The organism is Streptomyces chartreusis NRRL 3882, from assembly GCF_900236475.1.
GTDB classification, from domain to species: Bacteria; Actinomycetota; Actinomycetes; order Streptomycetales; family Streptomycetaceae; genus Streptomyces; species Streptomyces chartreusis_D.
The window spans coordinates 7,707,485-7,727,446 of the sequence record NZ_LT963352.1 but is presented as its reverse complement, the minus strand read 5'-3'; the positions used below and the strand labels follow the sequence as shown (position 1 = coordinate 7,727,446).

General features: G+C 71.6%; 20 protein-coding genes. 13 read left to right on the top strand and 7 right to left on the bottom strand.

The window, feature by feature from the left end; genetic code table 11:
* Positions 1-137: 137 nt before the first annotated feature.
* The 4 genes from SCNRRL3882_RS35120 to SCNRRL3882_RS35105 form a co-directional block, all read right to left on the bottom strand.
* On the bottom strand, positions 138-1,211 hold the full coding sequence (locus SCNRRL3882_RS35120) for an acyl-CoA dehydrogenase family protein (RefSeq protein WP_010041000.1): 1,074 nt from the start codon (positions 1,209-1,211) through the stop codon (positions 138-140).
* Positions 1,208-2,425, bottom strand: coding sequence for an acyl-CoA dehydrogenase family protein (locus SCNRRL3882_RS35115; protein WP_010041002.1), 1,218 nt, complete (start codon positions 2,423-2,425; stop codon positions 1,208-1,210). The genes SCNRRL3882_RS35120 and SCNRRL3882_RS35115 overlap by 4 nt, the downstream gene beginning before the upstream one ends.
* Positions 2,422-3,390 carry an NADPH:quinone oxidoreductase family protein gene (locus SCNRRL3882_RS35110; RefSeq protein ID WP_029181251.1) on the bottom strand — a complete coding sequence of 323 codons (969 nt, stop codon included), beginning with the start codon at positions 3,388-3,390 and terminating at the stop codon, positions 2,422-2,424. The genes SCNRRL3882_RS35115 and SCNRRL3882_RS35110 overlap by 4 nt, the downstream gene beginning before the upstream one ends.
* Before the next feature lie 118 nt (positions 3,391-3,508).
* Positions 3,509-4,081 carry a helix-turn-helix domain-containing protein gene (locus tag SCNRRL3882_RS35105; RefSeq protein ID WP_010041010.1) on the bottom strand — a complete coding sequence of 191 codons (573 nt, stop codon included), beginning with the start codon at positions 4,079-4,081 and terminating at the stop codon, positions 3,509-3,511.
* A 78-nt stretch (positions 4,082-4,159) separates the two neighbouring features.
* Here SCNRRL3882_RS35105 and SCNRRL3882_RS35100 point away from each other — a divergent pair, with 78 nt between their 5' ends.
* From SCNRRL3882_RS35100 to SCNRRL3882_RS35080, 5 genes are all read left to right on the top strand, one after another.
* Positions 4,160-5,080, top strand: a complete 921-nt coding sequence (locus SCNRRL3882_RS35100) for an NAD(P)/FAD-dependent oxidoreductase (RefSeq protein ID WP_010041014.1) — start codon at positions 4,160-4,162, stop codon at positions 5,078-5,080.
* 72 nt (positions 5,081-5,152) lie between these two features.
* Positions 5,153-6,691, top strand: a complete 1,539-nt coding sequence (locus SCNRRL3882_RS35095) for an ATP-dependent DNA ligase (protein WP_010041016.1) — start codon at positions 5,153-5,155, stop codon at positions 6,689-6,691.
* Positions 6,688-7,146: an NUDIX domain-containing protein gene (locus tag SCNRRL3882_RS35090; RefSeq protein ID WP_010041018.1), complete on the top strand. Its 459-nt coding sequence runs from the start codon at positions 6,688-6,690 to the stop codon at positions 7,144-7,146. The genes SCNRRL3882_RS35095 and SCNRRL3882_RS35090 overlap by 4 nt, the downstream gene beginning before the upstream one ends.
* Positions 7,147-7,222: 76 nt before the next feature.
* Entirely contained in the window at positions 7,223-8,608 is a 1,386-nt protein-coding gene (locus SCNRRL3882_RS35085) for an NADP-dependent succinic semialdehyde dehydrogenase (RefSeq protein ID WP_010041019.1), read from the top strand.
* Positions 8,609-8,633: 25 nt separating this feature from the next.
* Positions 8,634-8,870 carry a DUF6213 family protein gene (locus SCNRRL3882_RS35080; protein ID WP_029181253.1) on the top strand — a complete coding sequence of 79 codons (237 nt, stop codon included), beginning with the start codon at positions 8,634-8,636 and terminating at the stop codon, positions 8,868-8,870.
* 3 nt (positions 8,871-8,873) lie between these two features.
* Here the strand turns inward: SCNRRL3882_RS35080 and SCNRRL3882_RS35075 are convergent, their stop codons facing one another.
* Positions 8,874-9,539: a transcriptional regulator gene (locus SCNRRL3882_RS35075; protein WP_010041021.1), complete on the bottom strand. Its 666-nt coding sequence runs from the start codon at positions 9,537-9,539 to the stop codon at positions 8,874-8,876.
* 155 nt (positions 9,540-9,694) lie between these two features.
* On the opposite strand from SCNRRL3882_RS35075, the gene SCNRRL3882_RS35070 reads away from it, so the two are divergent.
* Both SCNRRL3882_RS35070 and SCNRRL3882_RS35065 read left to right on the top strand, forming a co-directional pair.
* Positions 9,695-10,909: a cytochrome P450 gene (locus SCNRRL3882_RS35070; RefSeq protein WP_010041024.1), complete on the top strand. Its 1,215-nt coding sequence runs from the start codon at positions 9,695-9,697 to the stop codon at positions 10,907-10,909.
* A complete protein-coding gene (locus SCNRRL3882_RS35065) occupies positions 10,906-11,403 on the top strand; it encodes a hypothetical protein (protein WP_158688415.1) in 498 nt (165 codons plus the stop codon). The genes SCNRRL3882_RS35070 and SCNRRL3882_RS35065 overlap by 4 nt, the downstream gene beginning before the upstream one ends.
* On the opposite strand, the gene SCNRRL3882_RS35060 is transcribed toward SCNRRL3882_RS35065, so the two are convergent.
* Positions 11,325-12,551 carry an acyl-CoA dehydrogenase family protein gene (locus SCNRRL3882_RS35060; RefSeq protein WP_010041027.1) on the bottom strand — a complete coding sequence of 409 codons (1,227 nt, stop codon included), beginning with the start codon at positions 12,549-12,551 and terminating at the stop codon, positions 11,325-11,327. The two genes, SCNRRL3882_RS35065 and SCNRRL3882_RS35060, sit on opposite strands and share 79 nt — an antisense overlap.
* Positions 12,552-12,723: 172 nt before the next feature.
* Here SCNRRL3882_RS35060 and SCNRRL3882_RS35055 point away from each other — a divergent pair, with 172 nt between their 5' ends.
* Positions 12,724-13,368 carry a TetR family transcriptional regulator gene (locus SCNRRL3882_RS35055; RefSeq protein WP_010041030.1) on the top strand — a complete coding sequence of 215 codons (645 nt, stop codon included), beginning with the start codon at positions 12,724-12,726 and terminating at the stop codon, positions 13,366-13,368.
* 101 nt (positions 13,369-13,469) lie between these two features.
* Here the strand turns inward: SCNRRL3882_RS35055 and def are convergent, their stop codons facing one another.
* On the bottom strand, positions 13,470-14,009 hold the full coding sequence (gene def, locus SCNRRL3882_RS35050; RefSeq protein WP_010041032.1) for a peptide deformylase: 540 nt from the start codon (positions 14,007-14,009) through the stop codon (positions 13,470-13,472).
* Positions 14,010-14,168: 159 nt separating this feature from the next.
* Here def and SCNRRL3882_RS35045 point away from each other — a divergent pair, with 159 nt between their 5' ends.
* The 5 genes from SCNRRL3882_RS35045 (at position 14,169) to SCNRRL3882_RS35025 (ending at position 19,953) form a co-directional block, all read left to right on the top strand.
* Entirely contained in the window at positions 14,169-15,407 is a 1,239-nt protein-coding gene (locus SCNRRL3882_RS35045) for a MurT ligase domain-containing protein (protein ID WP_010041034.1), read from the top strand.
* Positions 15,408-15,435: 28 nt separating this feature from the next.
* Positions 15,436-16,164, top strand: a complete 729-nt coding sequence (locus SCNRRL3882_RS35040) for a type 1 glutamine amidotransferase (protein WP_010041035.1) — start codon at positions 15,436-15,438, stop codon at positions 16,162-16,164.
* A 202-nt stretch (positions 16,165-16,366) separates the two neighbouring features.
* The gene (locus tag SCNRRL3882_RS35035; protein ID WP_010041036.1) at positions 16,367-17,392 is read left to right on the top strand and encodes a 6-phosphofructokinase; all 1,026 of its coding nucleotides are present in this window, start codon (positions 16,367-16,369) and stop codon (positions 17,390-17,392) included.
* 154 nt (positions 17,393-17,546) lie between these two features.
* Positions 17,547-18,497 (top strand): cytochrome c oxidase assembly protein, encoded by a 951-nt coding sequence (locus SCNRRL3882_RS35030; RefSeq protein WP_010041037.1) that lies wholly within the window; start codon positions 17,547-17,549, stop codon positions 18,495-18,497.
* Positions 18,498-18,618: 121 nt separating this feature from the next.
* Positions 18,619-19,953, top strand: a complete 1,335-nt coding sequence (locus SCNRRL3882_RS35025) for a DUF6777 domain-containing protein (RefSeq protein ID WP_010041040.1) — start codon at positions 18,619-18,621, stop codon at positions 19,951-19,953.
* Positions 19,954-19,962: the final 9 nt, after the last annotated feature.

Sequence of the window (19,962 nt, the reverse complement as noted above, 5' to 3'; positions counted from 1 at the left end):
CAAGGAGCAGGGCCTTGCGGGGAGTTGGCCGGAGTGCCGTCGGGCGTTCACTTCAACCGGGGCAGGGCGCACGAAAAAACCCGCCCCTGGTGGGGCGGGCTTTTCTCCGGCGTTGGCCAGTGTCGGCCAGGTGTACGTCAGGGGGCCTGGAGGTCGACCAGTCCGGCGAGTGCCTCCCGGTGGGCGCCGGCCGTGCCGTACGCGATCGAGTCGGCCTTCGCGCGCTTCAGGTACAGGTGTGCCGGGTGCTCCCACGTCATGCCGATGCCGCCGTGCAGTTGCAGTGCCTCCTCGGCCGCGTGGACGGCCACCGGCGCCGCGTAGGCCTGGGCGACGGTGACGGCCACGTCGGTGTCCCGGCCGGTCGACAGGGCGTCGGCGGCGTTGCGGGCGGCGGCCCGGAGATTGGCGACCTCCAGCCACAGCTGGGCCAGCCGGTGCTTGAGCGCCTGGAAGCCGCCGACGGGCCGGTTGAACTGCTTGCGGTCCTTGAGGTAGCGGACGGTCTCCGTCAGCGTCCAGTCGGCCAGGCCGAGCTGTTCGGAGGCGAGCAGCCCGGCTCCGGCGCGCAGGGCCCGGCGTACGGCGGGTTCGGCGTCGCCCAGCAGGCGGCCCGGAGCTCCGTCGAGGGTGACGGTCGCCAACGGCCGGGTCAGGTCCAGGGAGATCTGGGGTGTGACGGTCGCGGCGGCGGCGTCGACCGCGTACAGGCCGCCGTCGTCGGCGGGCACGAGCAGCACGTCGGCGACGGCCGCGTCCGCGATGCCGGTCAGTTCGCCGTGCAGCAGGCCGTTCTCGTGCCGGACGACCTTGTAGGCGGCGCCCGGTGCGACGTCGAGGGCGACCGCGAGGGATCCGATCGACGTCCCGGAGGCGAGCTCGGTGAGCAGGTCGCCGGTCCCGCAGGCCAGCAGCGCCTCGGTGGCGACGACCGCGCTCGTGAGGTACGGGACGGGCGCGACCGCACGCCCCAACTCCTCCAGCACCACGGCGGCTTCCCGGTGCGTGGCGCCCTGGCCGTCCAGTTCCTCCGGCACCAGCAGGCCCGCGAGGCCCATGCCGTCGGTGAGTGCCTTCCACAGCGCCCGGTTGTGCGGGGCGTCCGACTCGATGCGGGCGATGACGCCCGGGGCGTCGCAGTGGTCGGCGAGCAGGTCGCGGACGGCGGCGCGCAGCGCCTCCTCCTCTTCCGAGTACAACAGGTCGGTCATCGGGCGAGGTCCTTCCAGGCGACGTCCTTGTCGGTACGCGGTTCGGCGGGCAGACCGAGGACGCGCTCGGCGACGATGTTCAGCAGCACCTCGCTGGTCCCGCCCTCGATGCTGTTGCCCTTGGAGCGCAGGTAGCGGTAGCCGGCCTCGCGGCCGGTGAAGTCGACCAGCTCCGGGCGGCGCATGGTCCAGTCGTCGTACAACAGGCCGTCCGCACCGAGGAGTTCCACCTCCAGGCCGCTGATCTCCTGGTTGAGGCGGGCGAAGGCGAGCTTCATGCCGGCGCCCTCGGGGCCGGGCTGGCCGGCCACGAGCTGCTGGCGCAGCCGCTCGCCGGTGAGCCGGGCGACCTCGGCCTCGACCCAGAGCTTCAGCAGGCGCTGGTGCAGGTCGTGGGTGCGCAGCTCCGGGCGCTCGCGCCAGGTCTTCGAGACCGGGCCGATCATGCCGCCCTCGCGGGGCAGCCGCATGCCTCCGATGGCGACGCGCTCGTTGTTCAGGGTGGTCTGCGCGACCCGCCAGCCGTCACCGACCTCGCCGAGGCGGCGGGAGTCCGGGATGCGGACGTCGGTGAGGAACACCTCGTTGAACTCGGCCTCGCCGGTGATCTGCCGCAGCGGCCGCACCTCGACGCCCGGGTCGGTCATGTCGCAGATGAAGTACGTGATGCCCCGGTGCTTGGGCACGTCCGGGTCGGTGCGGGCGATGAGGATCGCCCAGCGCGCCACGTGGGCGCTGGACGTCCAGACCTTCTGCCCGTTGACCACCCAGTCTCCCCCACTCTCGGCTTCGCTCGAGCGGGAGGGGCCCCCATCTTCACGGACGGCCCGGGTACCCAGGGCGGCGAGGTCGGACCCGGCACCCGGCTCGCTGAACAGCTGGCACCAGACCTCCTCCCCCGTCCACAGGGGCCTCAGGTACCGCCGCTTCTGCTCCTCGGTGCCGTAGCCCAGGATGGTCGGCGCGGCCATCCCGAGGCCGATGCCGATGCGCCGCGGGTCGTTGTCGGGCGCCCCGGCCGCCTCCAACTCGGCGTCCACGACGGCCTGGAGGGACCGCGGAGCGCCGAGTCCGCCGAGGCCCTCCGGGTAGTGCACCCAGGCCAGTCCGGCGTCGAAGCGGGCCCGGAGGAAGTCCAGGCGGTCGGTCGAGGCCGGCGGGTGCGCGGCCAGCAACTCCCGGGTAAGACGGCGCAGTTCCTCAGCGCTGCTCATGCTGCTGCCTCCTCCACGACGACGGCGATCCGGCCGGTGGTGAGGCCGTCCGCGACCTTCTGCACGGCGGCGGCGGCCCCGCCGAGCGGCACCCGTTCGCTCACCAGCGGCTTGATCGCACCCCGGGCGGCCAGCTCGGTGAGCTGCTCGTGGCAGTGCTGGACCAGCTTCGGGTTCTTGGTGTTGTACAGGCCCCAGTGCAGGCCGACGATCGAGTAGTTCTTCACCAGGGCGTGGTTCAGCGCCGGGCTGGGGATCGTGCCGCCGGCGAAGCCGACGACCACGATGCGCCCCTCGAAGGCGACGACCTTGGCGGACTGGGCGTAGGCCTCGCCGCCGACCGGGTCGTAGATCACGTCGGCGCCCCGGCCGCCGGTGGCCTCCTTGACGGCGGCGACGACGTCCTCGGAGCGCCGGTCGATCACGACGTCGCAGCCGAGCTCGCGGGCGACGGCCGCCTTGTGGGAGCCGCCGACGACACCGATGACGGTGGCGCCGGCGGCCTTCCCGAGCTGCACGGCCGCGCTGCCGACCCCTCCTGCGGCAGCGTGGACGAGCAGGGTCTCGCCGGCCTCCAGGCCGGCCCGGCGGTGCAGACCGAACCAGCCGGTCTGGTAGCCGATGTGCAGGGCCGCGGCCTCCGCGTCGTCCAGGGCGTCCGGCGCGGGCAGCAGGGCGGCGGAGTCCGCGACGGCGTACTCGGCGAAGCCGCCGTACGGCAGGACCGGGTTGGCGATCACCCGGCGGCCGTCCTGCGTCTCGCCGCAGATCTCCACCCCCGGGGTGAACGGCAGCGGCGGCCTGACCTGGTACTGGCCGCGGCAGAGCAGGGCGTCGGGGAAGTTGATGTTCGCGGCGCGCACCTTCAGCAGGACCTGGCCGTCGCCGGGCGCCGGCGGCGCCACGTCCGCCAGGCGCATCACCTCACCCGGCTCGCCGTTCTCGTGCACTTGCCATGCCTGCATGCGGGGCCTCCACGGGGGACTGCTTCGTCTGACCGGGGTCGTTCGCATACTAAGCGGTCGCTTGCCGATCAGGGAACAGCCTCCGGGAGAAGAGTCCCGTGGGCGGGTGTCTCGTGCGTCACGACCGCTTCGGCCGCGCCCGCACATGCATCCGCTCCCCCTGCGGCCCGAACAGGCTGAGGAACTCCACGGGCCCCTCCCCCGTCGACCCGAACCAGTGCGGCACCCGGGTGTCGAACTCCGCGGCCTCCCCCGCCGTCAGCACCACGTCGTGCTCGCCCAGCACCAGGCGCAACCTGCCGGACAGCACGTACAACCACTCGTAGCCCTCGTGCGTGCGCGGTTCCGGTTCCTGCCTGCGCTGGGGTTCCAGCACCTTGTAGGCCTGGAGGCCGCCGGGCTGGCGGGTGAGCGGCCAGTGGGTGCGCCCGAACATCTCGATCGGCTTCGACCGCACCCGCGGGTCACCGGCCGACGGGGTTCCGACCAGCTCGTCCAGGGCCACCTGGTGCGCCCGGGCGATCGGCAGCAGCAGCTCAAGGCTGGGTTTGCGCAGACCGGACTCCAGGCGGGACAGGGTGCTGACGGAGATGCCGGTGGTCTCGGAAAGCGCCGCCAGGGTCACCTCCCGCTCCTTCCGCATCTGCCGCAGCCGGGGTCCGACGCCCGCGAGTACCTCGTCCGTAGTCATGGTCGTATTGCAGGTTCGGCAAACATGTTTGTCAATCCCGTGGCACCGGGGCGACGCTCGGCGGTGGAGGTGGTCACCATGACCGAGAGGTACGCAGTCGTAGTCGTCGGCGGTGGTACGGCGGGCCTGTCCGCGGCGCTGGTGCTGGGCCGGGCCCGGCACCGGACGCTGGTCGTCGACGCGGGCGAGCCGCGCAACGCGCCGGCCGCGCACATGCAGGGCTATCTGTCGCGGGACGGCATGCCGCCCGCCGAGTTCCTCGCCGTCGGCCGGGAGGAGATCGCGCGGTACGGGGTGGAGCTCGTGCGGGACCGGGTGGTGGAGGTGGAGAAGGGCGAGGACTTCGCCGTGGTACTGGCCGGCGGGCGGACCGTGCGGGCCCGGCGGCTGGTGATCGCGACCGGGCTGAAGGACGAGCTGCCGGCGGTCCCCGGGGTCGCCGAGCGGTTCGGCCGGGACGTGCTGCACTGCCCGTTCTGCCACGGCTGGGAGGTGCGCGACCAGCCCTTCGGGGTGCTGGCGTCGAGCCCGGCGAGCGTGCACCAGGCGCTGATCGTGTCCCAGTGGTCGAAGGACGTGCGGTTCTTCCTGCACACGGTCGCCGAGGAGGAGCTGTCCGACCAGGACCTGCGCCGGCTCGCCGCGGCCGGGGTGGACGTGGTGCCCGGCGAGGTCGCGGGCCTGGTGGTCGAGGAGGACCGGCTCACCGGTGTCCGGCTCGCCGACGGCACGGCACACGCCCGCTCGGTGCTCTTCGTCGGACCGCGGCCCGTCCCGCAGACCGGCCTGCTGGAGCGGCTCGGCGCCGAACTGCACGAGACGCCGTTCGGCGCGTACCCGGTGGTGGACGGGAACGGTCTGACGACCGTGCCGGGCGTGTGGGCCGCGGGCAACGCGATCGGCTTCGCCGAGCAGGTCGTGCACGCGGCGAGCGGCGGGTACCGGGCGGCGTCGGCGATCGTCGGGGATCTGCTGATGGCGGACCTGGACGCCGTCTGAAGGCTCTCCTCGAAAGTCACCGCGCCGGGCCGTCCGGGTGTAGAGGCGCCGCCTCCGGTGCACCATGGCTGCATGCTGCTGCACCGGCTGGCCCGAGTGTCCCAGGAGGTCGCCGCCACCTCGGCGCGGTCCCGGAAGACGGCCCTGCTCGCGGAGCTCTTCCGGGGCGCGGAGGCGGACGACGTGCCGATCGTCATCCCGTATCTGGCGGGCCGGCTGCCGCAGGGCCGGATCGGCGTCGGCTGGAAGGTGCTGAGCCGCCCGGTCGCCCCCGCCGCCGAGCCGGGACTGACCGTGCGGGAGGTGGACGCCCGGCTGTCGGAGCTCGCCAAGGTCTCCGGGCCCGGCTCCCAGGCGGAACGGGCCCGGCTGGTCGGGGAGTTGATGGGCGCGGCAACCGAGGAGGAGCAGCGGTTCCTGATCGGGCTGCTCACCGGCGAGGTACGGCAGGGCGCGCTGGACGCCGTCGCGGTCGAGGGACTGGCCCAGGCGACCGGGGCGCCTCCGGCGGACGTACGGCGGGCCGTGATGCTCGCGGGCTCCCTCCAGACGGTGGCCGAGGCGCTGCTCGCGGACGGCCCGGCCGCCCTGGACCGCTTCCGTCTCACCGTGGGCCGCCCGGTCTGGCCGATGCTGGCGCACAGTGCCTCCTCGGTCGCCGAGGCGGTGGACAAGCTCGGCGCCTGCGCGGTCGAGGAGAAGCTGGACGGCATCCGCGTCCAGGTGCACCGGGACGGCGACGCGGTACGGCTCTACACCCGCACCCTCGACGACATCACCGACCGGCTGCCCGAAGTGACCGCCGCCGCGCTGGAACTGCGGGGCGAGCGGTTCATCCTCGACGGCGAGGTGATCTCCTTCGACGAGGGCGGGCGCCCCCGCTCGTTCCAGGAGATCGCCGGTCGCGTCGGCTCGCGCACGGACGTGGCGACGGCGGCACGCGCGGTGCCGGTCTCCCCCGTCTTCTTCGACGCGCTGTCCGTCGACGGCCGTGACCTGCTGGACCTGCCGTTCGCCGAGCGGCACGCGGAGCTGGCCCGGCTGGTCCCCGAGCCGATGCGGGTACGCCGCACGACGGTGTCCGGCCCGGACGGTCTGCACACGGCGGAGGAGTTTCTCGCCGAGACCCTGAAGCGCGGCCACGAGGGCGTCGTCGCCAAGGCGCTGGACGCCCCCTACAGCGCGGGCCGGCGCGGCGCGTCCTGGCTGAAGGTCAAGCCCGTCCACACCCTCGACCTGGTCGTCCTGGCCGCCGAGTGGGGACACGGCCGCCGCACCGGCAAGCTCTCCAACCTCCACCTGGGCGCCCGCACCGCCGACGGCGGCCTCGCCATGCTCGGCAAGACCTTCAAGGGCATGACCGACGCGATGCTGACCTGGCAGACCGAACGGCTCCGGCAGCTCGCCGTCGACGACAACGGCTACGTCGTGACCGTACGCCCGGAACTCGTCGTCGAGATCGCCTACGACGGCCTCCAGCGCTCCACCCGCTACCCGGCCGGGGTCACCCTGCGCTTCGCCCGCGTGGTCCGCTACCGGGAGGACAAGCGCCCCGAGGACGCCGACACGGTGGAGACGCTGCTGGCCGCGCATCCGGAGGTGAGCCCGTGAAGCGCAGTGCCGGCCTGCTGCTCTTCCACCACACCGACGACGGCCTCGAAGTGCTGCTCGGACACATGGGCGGCCCGTTCTTCGCCCGGCGCGACGCCGGGGCGTGGACCATCCCCAAGGGCGAGTACGAGCCCGACGAGTCCGCCTGGGCCGCCGCCCGCCGCGAGTTCGAGGAGGAACTGGGGCTGCCGCCGCCCGACGGCGAGGCCCTCGCCCTGGGCGAGGTCCGGCAGACAGGCGGCAAGATCGTCACGGCCTGGGCGGTCGAGGCGGACCTCGACCCGGCGACGATCGCGCCCGGCACCTTCCGGATGGAGTGGCCTCCGAGATCGGGGCGGCTCCAGGAGTTCCCCGAGCTGGACCGGGTGGCGTGGTTCGGGCTCGACCGGGGCCGCGAGGTGATCGTCAAGGCTCAGGCGGCGTTTCTCGACCGCCTGGCGGAGCACTCGCCCTGAGGAGACGCTCCCGCGTTGCGGTCCCCTCCGCCACGCGGGAAGGTCGGACTACAGCCCGCTCCGAGGGAGGTCAGCCATGCCCATCGCAACGGTGAACCCGGCGAACGGCGAGACGCTCAAGACGTACGAGGCCATGGGCGAGGAGGAGATCGAGCGCCGGCTCCAGCTCGCGGAGGCCACGTTCCGCACGTACCGGACGACCACGTTCGACGAGCGCGCCCGGCTGATGAGGAAGGCCGCCGACCTCCTCGACGAGGACCAGCGGGACATCGCCCGCGTGATGACCACCGAGATGGGCAAGCCGATCCAGCAGGCCCGGGCCGAGGCCGCGAAGTGCGCCAAGGCGATGCGCTGGTACGCCGACCACGCCGAGGAACTGCTCGCCGACGAGGAGCCCGCCGACACCGACGTGAAGGACTCGGGCGCCTCGCGCGTGCGGGTGCGCTACCGGCCGATGGGCCCGGTGCTGGCGGTCATGCCGTGGAACTTCCCGCTGTGGCAGGTGGTCCGCTTCGCCGCGCCCGCCCTGATGGCGGGGAACGTGGGCCTGCTCAAGCACTCCTCGAACGTCCCGCAGACCGCCCTCTACCTGGAGGACCTGTTCCACCGGGCCGGCTTCACCGAGGGCTGCTTCCAGACCCTGCTGATCGGCTCCGCCGCGGTGGACGAGATCCTGCGCGACGAGCGCGTCAAGGCGGCCACCCTCACCGGCAGCGAGCCCGCGGGCCGCGCGGTCGCCTCGACCGCCGGCGAGATGGTCAAGAAGACGGTGCTGGAGCTGGGCGGCAGCGACCCGTTCGTCGTCATGCCCTCCGCCGACATCGACCGGGCCGCGAAGGTCGCAGTGACCGCACGCGTACAGAACACCGGGCAGTCCTGCATCGCCGCGAAGCGGTTCATCGTTCACACGGACGTCTACGACGCCTTCGCCGAGCGCTTCGCCGAGGGCATGAAGGCGCTCACGGTCGGCGACCCCCTGTCCGAGGACACCGAGGTCGGGCCGCTCTCCAGCGAGCAGGGACTGCGCGATCTGGAGGAGCTGGTCGACGACGCGGTGCGCAGCGGTGCCGAGGTGCTGTGCGGTGGCGAACGGCCCGACGGGCCCGGCTGGTACTACACGCCGACCATCCTCGCCGGCATCACCCGGGAGATGCGCATCCACCGGGAGGAGGCGTTCGGGCCCGTCGCCACGCTGTACCGGGCGGCCGACCTGGACGAGGCCGTGCTGATCGCGAACGACTCGCCGTTCGGACTGAGTTCGAACGTGTGGACGCGGGACGAGGCCGAGGTGGACCGGTTCGTCCGGGACCTGGAGGCGGGCGGTGTGTACTTCAACGGCATGACGGCCTCCCATCCGGCGTTCCCGTTCGGCGGAGTGAAGCGGTCCGGGTACGGGCGTGAGCTGTCCGGGCACGGAATCCGGGAGTTCTGCAACATCACGACCGTTTGGCACGGTGCGTGAGTGTTGCGGGGCTACGATCCCGTCTGTGAACCGCGAAGTGACTCTGCCTCTGATCGTCGACGACCGCGGGACCTTGCAGGTGACTGCGGCCGATGTCAGCAAGTTGTTGCGGACGGTGGGGGGCCGGTGGGTGCGGCTTGTCGAGGCCGGGGAATCCGGGCTCGACGAGGACACGGTCGCCGAGTTGGCCATTGAGCTGGCGAAGCTGGCCGACCGGATCGATGTGGCTTGTATCGCGCACAGCAGTGGGGGTGCGACATGAGCCCTAAGGAGTCTCACTCAGCGCGTTCCAGAACATGGCCTCGTAGGTTTGCAGTAGGCGGCCGTATCGATACGCCCTCCTCTCATCGAGCCGGCCTGCGTCCAGCCCGGCCCGTACCGCCGCCGTCGCCTGGCTCTCCAGCTCCGGGGACGGCTCCGCGAAGAAGTCGAAGAAGGCACACACCTCGTCCGTGAAGCCGTAATGCGTGCGCAGGGCCCGGGCGATGGTCGCGCAATAGCCTCCCCACGCGGAGAAGTTGGCGGTCAGGGCCAGGACGACGTCCGCCGGCGAGGCGTTGAGAGCCAGCCAGGCCACGTACGCGGGGTAGGCCTGGCATCCCGGGAGCGGCTCGTGTTCCGCCGTCCGTGTCTCGTCCACGCCGCACGCCTGTGCGAACGTCGACAGCTGCTCCTCCGCCAGCGCCTCGCCCTCCGCGAGTGTCCTGAAGAAGGCCGCGGCCTCCGGGTCCCTCACGAGGGAGCGCTCCGCCAGGTACTCGAAGGCCCGGCGGTCCGCGGGGATCACCCAGGACTGTTCCAGGGCGAGCGCGGCGAGGGTGGAGCGGGGCGCCGTGCCGTCGGCGATGCGGGGGACCAGGGGGTTGGACCGCGGGTTGGGAGCGAGGTCCGCCGTGGTCGTCTGCAGCAGGTCCCGGGCCGGGTGCGTCATCGCGTCCTTTCGTCGTCGAGGTGTCGGGACGAGCCTGGCACGGCGTCCCCGATACGGAGTAGTCCGGCGCGAGTTCGGCGCCCCACCGGGTGATCGTGGTTGCTGGAGCTCTACGAGGCCGGGCCGCTCGCACCGCACGGACGAGACGATGTGAGATGAGCGAAGAGACGATCACCGAAACGCCGCCCCCGGCCCGGGGCCGACCCGCGCTCGACCTGTCCGGCGCGGACTTCTGCCCGGTCCCTCGCGAGCTGATGGACGAGGGTCCGGTCACCCGGATCAAGCTGCCCAACGGGGAAGGCTGGGCCTGGCTGGTCACCCGCCGCGACGACGTGTGCACGGTGACCGAGGACCCGCGCTTCGGCCCGGAGGCCGTCATGGACCGGCAGGTCACACGGCTGGCCCCGCACTTCGTCCCGGCCTGTGGCGGGGTCGGCTTCCTGGACGCACCGAACCACACCCGGCTGCACCGCAGCGTCGCCGCGGCGTTCACGCCGCGCGGGGTGGCGCGGGTGCGCGAGCGGTCCCGCCGCATGCTGGCGGAACTGGTCGACGAGATGCTCCAGGACGGCCCGCCGGCCGACCTGACCGAGACCGTGCTCAGCCCGTTCCCCATCGCGGTGGTGTGCGAGCTGATGGGCGTCCCGGCCGCCGACCGGCAGGGCATGCACACCTGGACCCAGCTGGTCCTGTCCTCCTCGCACGGCGCCGACGCCGGCGAGAAGGCGAAGAAGGAGATGGGAGCCTACTTCTCGGACCTGATCGGTCTGCGCGAGGGCGGCACCGGCGAGGACGTCACGTCCCTGCTCGGCGCCGCCGTGGGCCGCGGCGAGATCACTCTGGGGGAGGCGGTGGGCCTGGCGGTGCTCCTCCAGATCGGCGGCGAGGCGGTCACCTCCAACGGCGGCCAGGTGTTCCACATCCTGCTGACCCATCCCGAACTCGGCGAGCGGCTGCGCGCCGAACCGGAGATCCGCCCGCGGGCCGTCGACGAACTGCTGCGCTGGATCCTGCACCGCAACGCGGTCGGCCTGTCGCGGATCGCCCTGGAGGACGTGGAGACGGGGGGCGTCCGGATCCGGGCGGGCGACGCGATCTACGTGTCGTACCGGGCCGCGAACCGCGACCCGGACGTCTTCCCCTGTCCGGGGACGATCGACTTCATCCGCCACCCGAACCCGCACGTCTCCTTCGGCCTCGGCCCGCACCACGCCCCCGGCGGTGTGCTGGCCAGGCTGGAGTCGGAACTCCTGGTCGACGCGCTCCTCGACGGCGTGCCCGGACTGCGGCTCGCCGTCCCCGCCGAGGATGTGCCGTTCAGGAAGGGCGCGCTGATCCGCGACCCCGAGGCCCTGCCCGTGACGTGGTGAGACGGCGATGCCCGCAGGCGGCGAAACCGGAGTCCATCGCGAACTGGACCGTTGCCGTCTTCGACGCCTTCGGCACCTCGAACACGACCCAGCCGAGCGCCTTCGCACCGGGCTTCAGGCGGACGTCGGAGGACATCGACGGGCCGGCGGTCACGTCGGCGAAGGTGGACTGGAACTTGGCCGGTGCGGCGCTCGCCTTCGCGGCGGGCTTCTTCGCGGCCTGCTGCCCGCTGTCGGCCCTGGCGGACGCCGTGGCCTCGGGCTTTGTCGACGACCGTGTCGCCGGAGCCGCACCCGGTGATGGTGAGCGCACCGATCACGGCCGCCGCCGCGGCGGTGATCCTGATGCGACTGTGAACGGCCCCCTCCATGACCAGGAGGGGGCCGCCCTGTGCGCGCGGGAGGAGAACGCCGGTTACCGGATCGGCGTGCCCGACAGCGTCCGGGCGATCACCAGGCGCTGGATCTCGCTGGTGCCTTCGAAGATCGTGTAGATCGCCGCGTCCCGGTGCATCCGCTCCACCGGGTACTCCCGCGTGTAGCCGTTGCCGCCGAGGATCTGGATCGCCTGGGCCGTGACCTTCTTGGCCGTCTCGCTCGCGAACAGCTTGGACATCGAGCCCTCGGCCGCCGTGAACGGCTTGCCGTTGACCGCCATCCAGGAGGCGCGCCACACGAGGAGCCGGGCCGCGTCGATGGAGGTGCGCATGTCCGCGAGCTGGAACGCCACGCCCTGGTTGTCGATGATCGGCCGCCCGAACTGCTCCCGGGTCTTGGCGTAGTCGAGGGCGACCTCGTAGGCGGCCCGGGCCGTACCGACCGCCATGGCCCCCACCGCCGGGCGCGACGCCTCGAACGTGGCCATCGCCGCGTTCTTCACGCGCTCCCCGCCCTGCTTGGCCTTCTCCCGCGCCCGGGCGAGCCGCTCGTCCAGCTTCTCCTTGCCGCCGAGCAGGCAGGAGCCGGGAACGCGCACGTTGTCCAGGATGACCTCGGCGGTGTGCGAGGCGCGGATGCCGTGCTTCTTGAACTTCTGCCCCTGGGACAGGCCTTCGGTGCCCGGCGGGATGATGAAGGAGGCGTGCCCCTTGGAGCCGAGCTCGGGGTCGACGACCGCGACCACGACGTGGACGTTGGCGATGCCGCCGTTGGTCGCCCAGGTCTTGGTGCCGTTGATCACCCACTCGTCCTTGGCCTCGTCGTACACGGCCCGGGTGCGCATGGAGGCAACGTCGGAGCCGGCGTCGGGCTCGGAGGAGCAGAACGCGGCGACCTTGACGTCATTGGCGTCGCCGTACATCTGCGGGATCCAGGTGCCGATCTGCTCCTCGGTGCCGTTGGCGAGGACGCCGACGGCGGCGAGTCCGGTGCCGACGATGGACAGGGCTATGCCCGCGTCGCCCCAGAACAGCTCCTCCATCGCCATGGGGATGCCGAGGCCGGTGGGGTCGAAGTACTGCTGGGCGTAGAAGTCCAGGGAGTAGATGCCGACCTTGGCGGCCTCCTGGATGACCGGCCAGGGAGTCTCCTCACGCTCGTCCCATTCGGCGGCCGCGGGGCGGATGACATCGGCCGCGAAGCCGTGCAGCCAGTCCCGGACCTCCTTCTGTTCGTCGTTGAGCTCCATGGTGAACTCGGCCATGTCGTCCCCTCCAGCGGCACACATGCATGTTACTTGCGGTAACACCAGTCTGTTACCGGCGGGTAGTCGAAGTCAACTCCTACCGACCGGTCGGCACCCGTTCGGTGTCCGGGGCATGTTTGAGTGTTAGTTTGCGCAGGCGTCATCGAATCAGCACGGGTGGGGAGAGCACATGGACACCACGCAGCGGACCGACCAGCAACGGTCCGCCGACCGCCGACGGCGTGAGCTGCTGGAAGCCGCCGACCGAGTGGTGCTGCGCGACGGTCCGCATGCCTCGATGAACGCGATCGCGGCGGAGGCCGGCATCACCAAGCCGATCCTCTACCGGCACTTCGGTGACAAGGGCGGACTATACGCCGCCCTCGCCAAGCGGCACACGGACGCGCTGCTGGACTCGCTCCGGGCGGCCCTGGACGCGCCGGCGGAGAGGCGGGAGCGGGTCGAGGCGACGCTGGACACGTATCTCGCGGCGATCGAGGCGCGGCCGCAGGTGTACCGGTTCCTGATGCATCCGGCGGAGGGGAGCCAGCCGGGCGATCAGGGATTCGATGTCGGCAAGCACAGTGCGCCGCTGTTGCGACGGATGGGTGAGGAGCTGGCCCAGGTCATCGAGGAGCGACTGGACCTCGGGCCGGGTGGGCAGCAACTCGCTCGCGTGTGGGGGCACGGGATCGTCGGCATGATGCATGCGGCCGGGGACTGGTGGCTGGGGGAACGGCCTTGTTCCCGGGCCGAGTTGGTGCGGAGTCTGGCTGATCTGTTGTGGGGGCGGCTTGCGGCTGCGGGAGACCGGATGGGGGGTCCGGGGTTCTGACCGTTGCGTCTCGGCTGACGGCCGGTGGGGGTTGTTCCCGCCCACGCGGCGGAGCCGCATATTGAACACAGCCCCGCGCCCCCAAAGACGGTAGGTCACCCTCAGCGACCCCAAGAAGACCTGGCCACCTGGCGCATCAGCCTGCGATGGCGCCAGCCCTTGAGGTGGTCCGCGTAGATACGGCCGTCCAAGTGGTCGTACTCGTGCTGGAGGCAGCGGGCGAAGAAGCCCGTTCCATGCACGGTGACCGGGTCCCCGGTCACCGTGAAGCCCTCGACCACCGCGTGGTCGTAGCGTTCCGTGGCCGCCTCCAGGCCCGGTAGGGACAGGCAGCCCTCCGGGCCCCGGATCACCACTCCGTCCGCCTCGACCAGGCGCGGGTTGACCACGTGGCCCAGGTGCCGGACGTCCTCGTCGTCGGGGCAGTCGTAGACGAAGACCCGCAGCGGCTCGCCGATCTGGTTGGCGGCGAGTCCGACGCCCTGGGCGGCGTACATGGTCGCGAACAAGTCCTCGACGAGCCGGGCCAGTTCGGGGCCGAAATCGGTGACCTCCGCGCAGGGTGCGTGCAGGAGCGGGTCGCCGTGCAGGGTGAGGGGTCTCACGTGGCCGTGGGCGCCGGGGATGGAGCTGTTTCGCATGGCCGCAAGAGTAAGGTCCCTGTCATTCCGCGCCTCCCACACGACTTCACCACAGTGCCGCGGTTCGGGAGTGCTAATGGATCTCGATAGGCTGAGGTCCACACCACGTGGCCGTCAGGCTTCAAGGCGCGGCGCGTACGCAAGGAGGATCGAGAACTGATGGCAGGCAACTCGGACCCGCTCTCGCCGCGGGCCAAGCTGGCCGTGACCGCGGGCAAGGCGGTCGCGGCGGCATCGCGCGCCGCGGGGCGCGGCAGCGGTTCGGTGATCGGCGGCCGGGTGGCGCTCAAGCTCGACCCCGACCTCCTCGCCCGGCTCGCCCAGAACCTGGACGTGATCCTGGTCTCCGCGACGAACGGCAAGACCACGACCACCCGGCTCATCGCCGAGGCCCTGCGCGCCGCGGGACCGGTCGTCTCCAACGCGCTCGGCGCCAACATGCCGGCCGGCATCACCTCGGCCCTCGCGGGCAGCTCGGACGCCCGGTACGGCGTCATCGAGGTCGACGAGAAGTACCTCGCCGGCGTCGCCCGGGACACCGCGCCGAAGTGCATCGCCCTGCTCAACCTCTCCCGTGACCAGCTCGACCGCGCCGCCGAGACCCGCATGCTCGCCGAGAACTGGCGGGAGGGGCTCGCCGGTTCCAAGGCCGTGGTGGTGGCCAACTGCGACGACCCGCTGGTGGTGTGGGCGGCCTCCTCCTCCCCCAATGTGATCTGGGTCGCCGCCGGTCAGATGTGGAAGGACGACGCCTGGTCCTGCCCGTCGTGCGGTGGCGTGATGCAGCGCCCGGGCGACGACTGGTACTGCGGCGAGTGCGGCTTCCGCCGTCCGACGCCGAGCTGGGCGCTCTCCGGCGACCACGTCCTGGACCCGCACGGCTCCGCCTGGCCGATCCACCTCCAGCTGCCCGGCCGCGCCAACAAGGCCAACGCCGCCTCCTCGGCCGCCGTCGCCGCCGTGTTCGGCGTGCCGCCGCAGGTCGCGCTGGAGCGCATGTACCAGGTGCAGGCGGTCGCCGGCCGGTACGACGTCGTCCAGTTCCAGGGCCGTGACCTCAGACTCCTCCTCGCGAAGAACCCGGCCGGCTGGCTGGAGACGTTCTCCCTGATCGACCCGCCGCCCGCCCCGGTCATCCTGTCCGTGAACGCGCGCTCCGCCGACGGCACCGACACCTCCTGGCTGTGGGACGTCGACTACACGCGCCTGACCGGCCACCCGATCTGCGTCGTCGGTGACCGGCGGCTGGACCTCGCGGTGCGCCTGGAGGTCGCCGACCAGCACTTCCAGGTCTACGAGAACCTCGACCAGGCCGTGCAGGCCTGCCCGCCGGGCCGGATCGAGGTCATCGCCAATTACACGGCGTTCCAGGACCTGCGCCGCCGGGTCGGCAACTGAGCACGAGACGAGACGTCAGGGGACTTTTGTGAGCGACAACCAACTGCGGGTCGTCTGGGTCTATCCCGACCTGCTCAGCACCTACGGCGACCAGGGCAACGTCCTGGTCGTGGAGCGCCGGGCCCGCCAGCGCGGCCTGGACGTGGCGCGGCTGGACGTGCGCAGCGACCAGGCGATCCCGACCTCCGGCGACATCTACCTGATCGGCGGCGGCGAGGACCGTCCGCAGCGGCTCGCGGCCGAGCGGCTGCGCCGGGACGGCGGACTGCAGCGGGCCGTGGAGAACGGCGCCATCGTGTTCTCCGTGTGCGCCGGCTACCAGATCCTCGGCCACGAGTTCATCAACGACCTGGGGCAGCGCGAGCCCGGCCTCGGTCTGCTGGACGTGGTGTCCGTGCGCGGCGAGGGCGCCCGGTGCGTCGGTGACGTGCTGGGCGACATCGACCCGCGCCTCGGCCTGCCCCCGCTGACCGGCTTCGAGAACCACCAGGGCGTCACCCACCTCGGCCCCACCGCCCGCCCGCTCGCCCGGGTGCGCTTCGGCAACGGCAACGGCACGGGTGACGGCACGGAAGGCGCGTACAACGACACCGTCTTCGGCACGTACATGCACGGCCCGGTGCTGGCGCGCAACCCGCTGATCGCGGACCTGCTGCTGAAGCTGGCGCTCGACGTCAACGCGCTGCCGCCCACGGACGACCGCTGGTACGAGGCACTGCGCAACGAACGCATCGCCGCTGCTCAGCAGCCCGCGTGAGCGCTGCGCGGCAGCGTACCGAAAGGACGCGTCAACCTGCTGGTCAACAGCCCGTCTGACGGCACATCCGCACAGGTGAGCGGGGTCGTCCAGCAGGCGGACGCACGGTTCGGTCCGGCCCCCTCCTGCCGCTAGGGTGGCGGGGATTCGAGCCGGACAATGTGGTCCGGTCCCGGCCCACGTTGAGAAGGTTTTTCGGGCTATGCGCATTGGTGTCCTCACGTCCGGCGGCGACTGCCCCGGCCTGAACGCCGTCATCCGGTCCGTCGTGCACCGCGCCGTCGTCGACCACGGCGACGAGGTCATCGGCTTCCGGGACGGCTGGAAGGGCCTTCTGGAGTGCGACTACCTCAAGCTCGACCTCGACGCGGTGGGTGGCATCCTCGCCCGCGGCGGTACGATCCTCGGCTCCTCCCGGGTCCGTCCCGAGCACCTGCGGGACGGCGTGGAGCGGGCCAGGGGACACGTCGAGGAACTCGGGCTCGACGCGATCATCCCCATCGGCGGCGAGGGCACGCTCAAGGCTGCCCGGCTGCTGTCCGACAACGGCCTGCCGATCGTCGGCGTGCCGAAGACCATCGACAACGACATCGCCGTCACGGACGTCACCTTCGGCTTCGACACGGCCGTGGGGGTGGCGACCGAGGCCCTCGACCGGCTCAAGACCACCGCCGAGTCCCACCAGCGCGTGCTGATCGTGGAGGTGATGGGCCGGCACACCGGCTGGATCGCGCTGCACTCCGGCATGGCGGCCGGCGCGCACGCCATCGTCGTACCCGAGCGGCCCTTCGACATAGAGGAGCTGACCAGGCGGGTCGGCGAACGGTTCGAGGCGGGCAAGCGCTTCGCGATCGTGGTGGCGGCGGAGGGGGCCAAGCCCCGCGCCGGGACCATGGAGTTCGACGAGGGCGGCAAGGACATCTACGGGCACGAGCGGTTCGCCGGGATCGCCCGTCAGCTGTCGGTCGAGCTGGAGGGACGCCTCGGCAAGGAGGCCCGGCCGGTGATCCTCGGGCATGTGCAGCGTGGTGGGACGCCGACCGCCTACGACCGGGTACTGGCCACGCGGTTCGGGTGGCACGCGGTGGAGGCGGTGCACCGGGGCGAGTTCGGGCAGATGACCGCCCTTCGGGGCACCGACATAGTGATGGTGCCGTTGGCCGAGGCCGTGGAGACGCTGAAGACCGTGCCGGACGATCGGTACGAAGAGGCGGAGTGCGTTCTCTGAGGCTGCGCTGATCCGTCGGGTGCGGGGTCTGTGTGGCTTGTCGCGCAGTTGTCCGCGCCCCTGGTCCGCCCCCGGTCACCTGTGTGGCCGGGGGCGGTTCTACTCTTGGGGCGGACACATTGCTGCACACCCCCACGAAACAGGAGCCGGCGGTATGGATCACAGCGGGCACGGCATGACCATGGATCTGCCGCCGTTCACGCTGGGACGAGGGCTGGAGTGGTCGGCGGACCCGTTCTTCCTCGTCGCGTGCCTGGCCGGACTGGCGCTGTACGGGTGGGGTGTCGCGCGGCTGGTGCGGCGCGGGGACAAGTGGCCGGTGGGGCGCACGGTCGCCTACGTCATCGGCGTGCTGAGCATCGTGCTCATGATGTGCACCCGGCTGAACGACTACGGCATGGTCATGTTCAGCGTGCACATGGTGCAGCACATGGTGATCAGCATGGTGTCGCCGATCCTGATCCTGCTCGGTGCGCCGATCACGCTCGCGCTGCGCGCGCTGCCGACGGCGGGGCGAGGCCGCAAGGGACCGCGGGAGCTGCTGCTGATGTTCCTGCACAGCCGGTACATGCGGATCGTCACGCACCCGGCGTTCACCATCCCCCTGTTCATCGCGAGCCTGTACGGGCTGTACTTCACGCCGCTGTTCGACACCCTGATGGGCTCCAAGGCGGGGCACATCGGGATGATGGTGCACTTCCTCGCGGTCGGTCTGGTGTTCTTCTGGCCGATCATGGGCGTGGACCCGGGCCCGCACCGGCCGGGCTATCTGATGCGGATGCTGGAGCTGTTCGCGGGCATGCCGTTCCACGCGTTCTTCGGCATCGCGCTGATGATGGCGTCCGAGCCGATGGTCGAGACGTTCAAGAACCCGCCCGCCTCGCTCGGCATCGAGGCGCTCTCCGACCAGAACGCGGCGGGCGGCATCGCCTGGGCGTTCAGCGAGATCCCGTCCGTGCTGGTGCTGGTCGCGCTGCTGTTCCAGTGGTACGCCTCGGACCAGCGGCAGGCCAGGCGCGAGGACCGGGCCGCCGACCGCGACGGGGACAAGGAACTCGAGGCTTACAACGCCTATTTGAGCTCGCTGCACGCGCGCGGGAACTGACTTTTCCCCCGCCTCAAGGCGCCCGTTCATCCTCGCTCTGCTCTTTCTCCACAACGCGGCTGAATAGCATTTTCCTTCAGTAGCATGAAACGCGTCGGGGGAACCGCAGGGGGGAGCGGTGATGCGGAGGTTCGCTGTCCTGGTCGCTTTTCTGCTGGCTCTCGGGGGGTGCGATTCGGGCGGGTCCTTGTTCGAGGTGAAGGCGGTCGCCGCGGGAGTTCCGTCCCTGGCGCCCTTCTTCGCCGAGGACAGCGGGCTCGGCCGGGACGGGCAGGTGCGGTCGCGGGCCGTGCCGGGTGGCCTGCAGCAGGGGGACACGCCTGGGCTGTACGGAGGGACGAAGCAGCCGGGGATCTGTGATGTCGAGCGGCTGAAGCGGTTCCTCACCGCGCCGCGGAACGCCCGTAAGGCGCGGGTGTGGGCGGCCGCCCTCGACCTCCGCACGGACGAGATTCCGGGATATCTCGACCGGCTCACACCGGTTCTCCTGCGTCACGACACCCTCGCACTGAACCACGACTACAAAAAGGGAAAGGCCGTTCCCTTCCGTGCCCTGCTCCAGGCGGGAATCGCGATTCTCGTCGACGAGCAGGGGCTCCCGTCGGTCAAATGTTCGTGCGGAAATCCGCTGCGGCCCTTCGAGGGCGACACGAGCCGGATATCCGTCACGTTCGGGGACGGCAACGAGAAGTGGCGGGGATACGACCGTGCCGAGGTGGTGGTCGTACGGCCCGCTCCCCGGAAGCTGGAGCGCATCGCCCTCGTCGACGTCCAGGACCCCGGCCGGGGCATCGAGCGGCCCGTCGGCACGACCGGTGAGGCCGACGCCGGGTTCGACGCGACGGAGCGGCGGGCCGTGCCGCGTCTCGCCGGGACGACGTTCGGGGAGGCGAGCCGGCGGCTGGCCGATGCGGGGCTTGCGGTCGCGTTCAGGGGCGGGGGGCCGCCTCCGGACCGTGCGCGGGTCATCGCGTCCGACCCGGGAGCGGGTGTCGAGCTGCGGTTCGGGGCGTATGTGACGCTGAGCGTGGCGGCGGAGCCGGGGACGGAGGGGCGGCGTACGTCGGCACCCGCGCCATCGGCGTCCTCCGCTCCCCCTGTCGGCTCCAGGCCTCCGACGAGTACCGGGCCCACGCCTTCCCGTCAGTCCCCGTCGAAGGCGCCGCCCAGCTCCGCGCCGCCGTCTGAGGCGAGCGCCGCGCCCAGGAGCAGCACACCGCCCACGGCGACCGGCTCACCTCCGCAGGTCACCAGCTCGGCTCCCCCGCGGGTCACCGGTTCGCCTCCCCCGGCGACTGTCTCGCCTCCCACAGGTGCACCGGTCACGAGCAGCGCGCCGCCGCCGACGAACAGCACGCCCGCGTCCAGCGCTCCGGCGACGACTGCCCCTGTGACGACTGCCCCCGCGTCCAGCGCTCCGGCGACCACCCCGCCCACCCCGAGCACCAATGTCTAGGACCGCACC

Excerpts from the sequence above, each read along its gene's own strand:
- SCNRRL3882_RS35120 (WP_010041000.1), bottom strand. The coding sequence starts at position 1,211 with ATGACCGACCTGTTGTACTCGGAAGAGGAGGAGGCGCTGCGCGCCGCC.
- SCNRRL3882_RS35115 (WP_010041002.1), bottom strand. The coding sequence starts at position 2,425 with ATGAGCAGCGCTGAGGAACTGCGCCGTCTTACCCGGGAGTTGCTGGCC.
- SCNRRL3882_RS35110 (WP_029181251.1), bottom strand. The coding sequence starts at position 3,390 with ATGCAGGCATGGCAAGTGCACGAGAACGGCGAGCCGGGTGAGGTGATG.
- SCNRRL3882_RS35105 (WP_010041010.1), bottom strand. The coding sequence starts at position 4,081 with ATGACTACGGACGAGGTACTCGCGGGCGTCGGACCCCGGCTGCGGCAG.
- SCNRRL3882_RS35100 (WP_010041014.1), top strand. The coding sequence starts at position 4,160 with ATGACCGAGAGGTACGCAGTCGTAGTCGTCGGCGGTGGTACGGCGGGC.
- SCNRRL3882_RS35095 (WP_010041016.1), top strand. The coding sequence starts at position 5,153 with ATGCTGCTGCACCGGCTGGCCCGAGTGTCCCAGGAGGTCGCCGCCACC.
- SCNRRL3882_RS35085 (WP_010041019.1), top strand. The coding sequence starts at position 7,223 with ATGCCCATCGCAACGGTGAACCCGGCGAACGGCGAGACGCTCAAGACG.
- SCNRRL3882_RS35075 (WP_010041021.1), bottom strand. The coding sequence starts at position 9,539 with ATGACGCACCCGGCCCGGGACCTGCTGCAGACGACCACGGCGGACCTC.
- SCNRRL3882_RS35070 (WP_010041024.1), top strand. The coding sequence starts at position 9,695 with ATGAGCGAAGAGACGATCACCGAAACGCCGCCCCCGGCCCGGGGCCGA.
- SCNRRL3882_RS35060 (WP_010041027.1), bottom strand. The coding sequence starts at position 12,551 with ATGGCCGAGTTCACCATGGAGCTCAACGACGAACAGAAGGAGGTCCGG.
- SCNRRL3882_RS35055 (WP_010041030.1), top strand. The coding sequence starts at position 12,724 with ATGGACACCACGCAGCGGACCGACCAGCAACGGTCCGCCGACCGCCGA.
- def (WP_010041032.1), bottom strand. The coding sequence starts at position 14,009 with ATGCGAAACAGCTCCATCCCCGGCGCCCACGGCCACGTGAGACCCCTC.
- SCNRRL3882_RS35045 (WP_010041034.1), top strand. The coding sequence starts at position 14,169 with ATGGCAGGCAACTCGGACCCGCTCTCGCCGCGGGCCAAGCTGGCCGTG.
- SCNRRL3882_RS35035 (WP_010041036.1), top strand. The coding sequence starts at position 16,367 with ATGCGCATTGGTGTCCTCACGTCCGGCGGCGACTGCCCCGGCCTGAAC.
- SCNRRL3882_RS35030 (WP_010041037.1), top strand. The coding sequence starts at position 17,547 with ATGGATCACAGCGGGCACGGCATGACCATGGATCTGCCGCCGTTCACG.
- SCNRRL3882_RS35025 (WP_010041040.1), top strand. The coding sequence starts at position 18,619 with ATGCGGAGGTTCGCTGTCCTGGTCGCTTTTCTGCTGGCTCTCGGGGGG.